Here is a 5898-nt window from a genome sequence, read left to right as displayed (position 1 = left end):
GTACCGGGACAGCGTGCGGGACTTCTGGCGGGCCGAGGAGGGCACGCTGCCGGAGTTCGCCTCCCGGCTGACCGGCTCGTCCGACCTGTACCAGGGGGACTTCCGCCGGCCGCGCGCGGGCGTCAACTTCGTCACCGCCCATGACGGTTTCACGCTGCGCGACCTGGTGTCGTACAACGACAAGCACAACGAGGCCAACGGCGAGGACAACCGCGACGGCGAGAGCCACAACCGGTCCTGGAACAGCGGCGCGGAGGGCGACACCGACGACCCGGCGGTCCTGGCCCTGCGCGCCCGCCAGCAGCGCAACCTGCTCACCACCCTGCTCATCTCCCAGGGCGTGCCGATGATCTCCCACGGCGACGAGATCGGCCGCACCCAGCACGGCAACAACAACGCCTACTGCCAGGACAACGAGACCTCCTGGACCGACTGGAACCTCACCGCCGAACAACAGGACCTGCTCGACTTCACCAAACGCCTCATCACCCTGCGCCGCGAACACCCCGTCTTCCGCCGCCGCCGCTTCCTGCGCGGCCACGACCGCGACGCCGCGCCGGGCACCGCCGAGCTGACCTGGCTGCGGCCGGACGGCCGGGAGATGGCGGACGACGACTGGCGGCGCGGCGACGCGCACGCGGTGGCCGTGCACCTCAACGGGGACGCCATCTCCGAGCCGGACGCCTTCGGCAACGCCGTGCGCGACGACTCGTTCCTGGTGCTGCTCAACGCGCACTGGGAGCAGGTGGCTTTCACCCTGCCCGAGGCGGCCTACGGGGAGAACTGGCAGGCCGTGGTGGACACCGCGGCCGCGGCGGGCGCTCCGGGCGCCGCGCACGCCGCCGGGGAGACGGTCAAGGTGGAGGCACGGAGCACCCGGGTGCTCATGCGGGCACCGGGGCCGGACGCGGGTGACCGCTGACCGCCGCTGACCGCCGGGCGGGCAGGCCGGCCGGCGGTCAGCGGCGGCTGCCGCGGGGCAGCGGCGCGGAGGTGTTCAGGAAGAAAGCGTCGATCCGCTGCACGGCCAGCAGGAAGTCGTCCAGGTTGACCGGCTTGGTGACGTAGGCGTTGGCGTGCTTCCGGTAGGCGTCGGTGATGTCGTCCGGCGCCGCCGAGGTGGTGAGCACCACCACCGGGATCGAGCCGAGCTCCTCGTCGTCGCGCAGCACGGCGAGCAGTTCCCGGCCGTTCATCCGCGGCATGTTCAGATCCAGCACGATCAGGTCGGGGCGCTCGTGCTCGGGGTTCCGCAGGTGGTCGAGCGCGGCCAGGCCGTCGCTCACATGGGTGAGCGAGCGGGCCAGGCCGCCCTCGCTCAGCGCGTCCTCGATGAGCAGGGCGTCGGCTGGGTCGTCCTCCACCAGCAGAACGCTGAAGGCGCGGGTCTCGTCGAGGGCGTTCATCGGGTGGCTCCTGGTCTCCGTGGACACGGTCCCGGGCGCGTCGTGGGGGCGCGCCCGGGGTGGGGCATGTGTCGAATCCTAGAGATCTCCGCGCGCGGGCGACAACACGCGTTGTCAGCGGCGGCGCCACGGGGGCGGCGCCGGCGCCGGCGCCGCGGGCCTAGAAGGCGCCCACCGCCAGCAGGATGCCGCACACTGCCAGGGCCGCGCCGACGCCGGCGGTGAACGCGGTCGTCATCCGGTGCGGGCCGGCGCCGCCGGCCGGCGCCTCGGTCGCGGCCAGTCGGGTGCGCGGGTACTGGCCGCGGGCCACCCGGCGGCTGAACAGGACGAAGAACGCGCCCCACAGCGCCAGCAGCACACCCAGGGTCATCCGCATCGGGCCTCCTTGTGTCGGGGGCCCGCCCGCGTCCGAGGAAGGCGGACACGGGCGAGCTCTACCGGTCCGCCTTGCCCGGGGTGGCGGCGGCAAACCGGCGGGGACAGCCGGCGCGGACGACATACGCGGCCGACATGCGCGGACGACAGGCGCGGGCCGACGGACCCGGCTCCGGGCTCCCGGCCCGGCCCTGCCCTGCCCGTCGGCCCGTCAGGAGGCGTCGGTGCGCGGGAAGACGTACTCGTCCAGCACGATGCCCAGCGCGACGGCGGTCGGAATGGCGACCAGGCCCCCGATGATGCCGAGCAGCGAGCCGCCGGCCAGCACCGCGACCACCGTGACCACCGGGTGGACATTCACCGCGTACTTCATCGCGCGCGGCATGATCAGGTAGTCCTCGGCGATCCGGAAGCCGATGTAGAAGCCGGCCGTGGCCAGCGCCACCGGCAGCGACACCGCCAGCGCCACCAGGCTGACCACCACTCCCCCGACGGTCGAGCCGATCACCGGCACCATGTCCATCAGCGCCACGAAGAAGCCGAGCGCGGCCGGATACGGCACGCCGATCACCTCGCACCACACGAAGGTGGCCAGGCCGGCGATCGCGGAGGTCGCGATGTTGCCGAGCATGAACCGGCCGACCCGGCTGAGGATCTCCTCGGAGACCTGCTCCACCCTGGGCCTGCGGGTGCCGGGCACGAAGCGGTAGCCGAACCGCTTGATGGCCGGCAGCGCGGACATCACGTAGACGGTGACGGTGAAGACGATCACGGTCGAGGTGACGGCGCTGATCACCAGCTGGCCCGCGCCGAACACCCCGCCGGCCACCGAGGCGCCGCTGGAGCCGAGTTGTGCCTGCGCCTTCTCGATGACGTGGTAGTGGTCCTCAAGCCGCCCGAGGGTGGAGTGGTGGTCGTGCAGCTGCTTGCGCCAGCGCGGCACCGCGTCGGTGAGCGCGCTGACGGCGGCGGTGACCGGCGGGATGACCAGCGCCAGGAAGCCGGCGAGCAGCCCGGCGAATCCGGCCACCACCGCGGCGACCGACCAGCCGCGGCGCAGCCCGAGCCGGCACAGCCAGGCCACGACCGGCTCCAGGCTGACGGCAATGAAGACCGCGAGCAGCAGCAGCGTCAGCAGCTCACTGATCTGCAGCACGGTGTGCACCAGCAGCCAGGCCAGGATCGCGCCGAGCCCGAGGCCGAAGCCGATCCGGAACCAGGAGGAGCGCTGGGTGGACGGCAGTGCCAGCGGCCTTCGCACCCAGCGCCCGGCCGGCTGCGCGGCGCCCGCGCCGGGGGTCGTGTCGATCTCGGGATTGGGCGCGATCTCGCCGGCCGGACTGCGCGGGGCGCGATCCGCGGCCGGGCCCGCCGCCCCGTCCGCGACCGGCCGCACGGCCGGGTCCTGCGGCGGATCGGACAGGTGCGGGGCCGCGCCGGACGGTGGTGCCGTATCGGCCGGTGTTTCGGACATGGCGGTTTCTCCCTCGCGACGATGGTCCCTGCGGGCCGGTTCGTGATGCGGCACCAGAAGGGCCCCGCGCCCGCCGACACGGCGTCGCAACGACGCCTACCCGCACCAACGGTGATGATTCGGGGCGCGTCACGAGGTACGGCCGGTCGGCCGATACCCTCTCGGTGTACGCCCGTGCACCCCTGCGGCTGCCGATGGCAGCACGTGTTGGGCGCTGGTTCATGCCCGGATCATCCGGATTTCTCTCGCGTCGGGCACAACCTTGATGAGTGATCGGCGGTCCAACAGGTGTCAGGGGGAGGGGGACCGGTGTCACCCATCGCTTCAGCGGTGCGCCGACCGGGGTCGGCCCGGCGCGGCCCGGCAGTGGCCGTGCTGATACTGCTGGCGCTGTTCGTGCTGCTCGGAGCGGTACCGGGGGTGTCCGCCGCGCACGCCGAGCCGCCCGGACCCGGCACCTGGGTCTACGCATTCACCGAGTTCACCGCGACACCCGCGGCGACCGACTACGACCACCGCACGGTGACGCTCACCGGTCGGCTGTTGCGCCACCGCGGCTGGGGCGGCCCGGCCGAACCCGCCGCCGGGGAGACGGTGGACCTCGCGCAGTCCGCCGCCGGCACGCAGCCGAGCACCGGTGCAAGCACCGGGAACGACAAGGGGACCGGCACCGCCACCGGCATCGGCGCCGGGGCCACCGGTGACCCGGTGTCGGACGACGACCCGGCCGACGGCGTCGCGATGGGCACCGTCACCACCGATCCCCAGGGGCGTTTCCAACTGCAGAACGCCGTGGTCGACCAGCGGGCCGACCCGGGCGGGACGCCGGTACCGGGTCCGTACACCGTCACGATCGCGGCGGTCCATCACAGCGCCGCGGACCCGACCGGACCCACCGCGGGCGTGGCCGGCACCGGGGGCGACGAGGTCCGCGCGCAGCTGACGGTGACCGCCACCCCCAGCACCGCCCACCTGACCGTGGACTACCAGCTGGGTCCGGTCTCGGCCGCCGGGTGGACGGTGACCGCGCGCGGCGCCTACCTGCGGGACACCGACCAGGGCCCGCGGCCGCTCGCGGGTGCCGCCGTCCAGTTGGAGTACCGCCCGATCGGCGGCCGGCCGCTGGTCGAGAAGAGCGTCACCGGCGCCGACGGGCGCTTCTCCATCGCCTTCGCCGCGGCCGCCAACGGCACGGTGAGCACCGTGGCGCTCGGTACGCCCGACCCGTATCTCGACCCGGTGGCGCCGAGCGGAATCGGCCGGCCGATCGTCGTGCCGCAGCCGACCCCCTCGGCGGCGCCGAGCCCGACCGCCACCGCCCCGCAGCCGGTGGTCCCGGTCGTACGTCCGGTCAGCGCCACCCCGGCCCCGAACCGCCTCCCCGAACCGAGTCCGGCCTCCACGGCGACTGCGCGGAAGGCCGTACAACCGGTGGACGAGCCCCATAGGCTGGCCGCGACGGGCGACGGCACGCCCCGCGCTGCCTTCCTCACCGGGGGCATCACGCTGCTCGCGGCGGGCCTGGTGCTGATGGTCGCGCGGCGGCGGATGAGGTCCGCGCCGTGAGGTGATCGGCGCCGGACGGCCGGGTGGGCGGCGCTGGTGCCGGCCGGCCGCCCGTCGACAGGCAGTTGCCGTCACTGGGGGCGGTGACGGACGGGGGGACGGGGGACGCGATGAGACCGCTGGAGGCAGGCGATCCGACGTCGGTCGGACAGGGCCGCTACCGCCTGGTCGGGCGGCTCGGCCAAGGCGGAATGGGCGTGGTGTACTTCGGCCGCTCACTGTCCGGCCGGGCGGTAGCGGTCAAGGTGGTGCGCCCCGAACTGAGCACCGAGCCCGGCTTCCGGCGCCGCTTCGCCGACGAAGTGGCCGCGGCCCGCAGGGTCGGCGGTTTCCATACGGCGCCGGTGGTGGACGCCGATCCGGACGGCCGGCCGGCCTGGCTGGTCACCGCGTTCGTTCCGGGACCGACCCTGCAGTCGGTGCTGTCGAACGTGGGGGCGCTGCCGGTCGGCACACTCACCGTACTGGCGGCCGGTCTGGCCGAGGCGCTGGAGGCGATCCACCGGGCCGGGGTGATGCACCGCGATCTGAAGCCGGCCAACATCATCGTGGCCGAGGACGGCCCGCGCGTCATCGACTTCGGCATCGCGCGCGCCCTGGACGGCACCGCGCTGACGCAGACCGGGCTGCAGATCGGCACGCCGGGCTATCTCGCGCCCGAGCAGCTCACCGGCGGCGCGGTCACCCCCCAGGTGGACATGTTCGCGCTGGGCGTGGTGCTCAGCCAGGCCGCCGGCGCGTTCCCGTTCGGCGACGGGCCGTCGGCGGCCCGGCACTACCGGGTCGTCCACCAGGAGCCCGATCTGGCCGGCGTCCCGGCCGAGTTGCGCCCGCTGATCGCCGCGTGCCTGGCCAAGGACCCGGCCGACCGGCCCACCCCGGCGCAGTTCCTGTCCCGGCTGACGGTCCACCAGCTGCCGGAGGGCGACTGGCTCCCGGCCGAGGCGACCGCCATGCTGCGGCAGGTCGAGGTGCCGCCGGCGAACAGCGCGGACGCCCACCGGGCGGCCCCGGGCACCGGCGGGCCTGCCGCCGGCCCTCCCGGCGCCGACGGTCCGGGCGCGCCCGCGGACC

At 74.2% G+C, this 5898-nt stretch carries 5 protein-coding genes and 1 pseudogene; 3 read left to right on the top strand and 3 right to left on the bottom strand.

Going from position 1 to position 5898, the window contains the following annotated elements:
* A pseudogene (locus GA0115240_RS12275) lies at nucleotides 1-922 on the top strand (glycogen debranching enzyme); the annotation flags it as partial.
* Between the two features lie 37 nt (nucleotides 923-959).
* On the opposite strand, the gene GA0115240_RS12270 reads toward GA0115240_RS12275, so the two are convergent.
* The 3 genes from GA0115240_RS12270 to GA0115240_RS12260 form a co-directional block, all read right to left on the bottom strand.
* Entirely contained in the window at nucleotides 960-1406 is a 447-nt protein-coding gene (locus tag GA0115240_RS12270; RefSeq protein ID WP_093736715.1) for a response regulator, read from the bottom strand.
* Between the two features lie 160 nt (nucleotides 1407-1566).
* Nucleotides 1567-1785 carry a hypothetical protein gene (locus GA0115240_RS12265; protein ID WP_093736714.1) on the bottom strand — a complete coding sequence of 73 codons (219 nt, stop codon included), beginning with the start codon at nucleotides 1783-1785 and terminating at the stop codon, nucleotides 1567-1569.
* A 210-nt stretch (nucleotides 1786-1995) separates the two neighbouring features.
* Nucleotides 1996-3258, bottom strand: coding sequence for an AI-2E family transporter (locus tag GA0115240_RS12260; protein ID WP_093736713.1), 1263 nt, complete (start codon nucleotides 3256-3258; stop codon nucleotides 1996-1998).
* A 366-nt stretch (nucleotides 3259-3624) separates the two neighbouring features.
* On the opposite strand from GA0115240_RS12260, the gene GA0115240_RS12255 reads away from it, so the two are divergent.
* Nucleotides 3625-4824, top strand: a complete 1200-nt coding sequence (locus GA0115240_RS12255; RefSeq protein WP_093736712.1) for a hypothetical protein — start codon at nucleotides 3625-3627, stop codon at nucleotides 4822-4824.
* A 110-nt stretch (nucleotides 4825-4934) separates the two neighbouring features.
* The coding region (locus GA0115240_RS12250; protein WP_141708811.1) for a serine/threonine-protein kinase at nucleotides 4935-5898 on the top strand (964 nt) is incomplete at its 3' end.

This window comes from Streptomyces sp. DvalAA-14 (genome assembly GCF_900091855.1).
In the GTDB taxonomy this organism is placed as follows: domain Bacteria; phylum Actinomycetota; class Actinomycetes; order Streptomycetales; family Streptomycetaceae; genus Actinacidiphila.
This window is presented reverse-complemented; position numbering and strand designations above follow the sequence as displayed.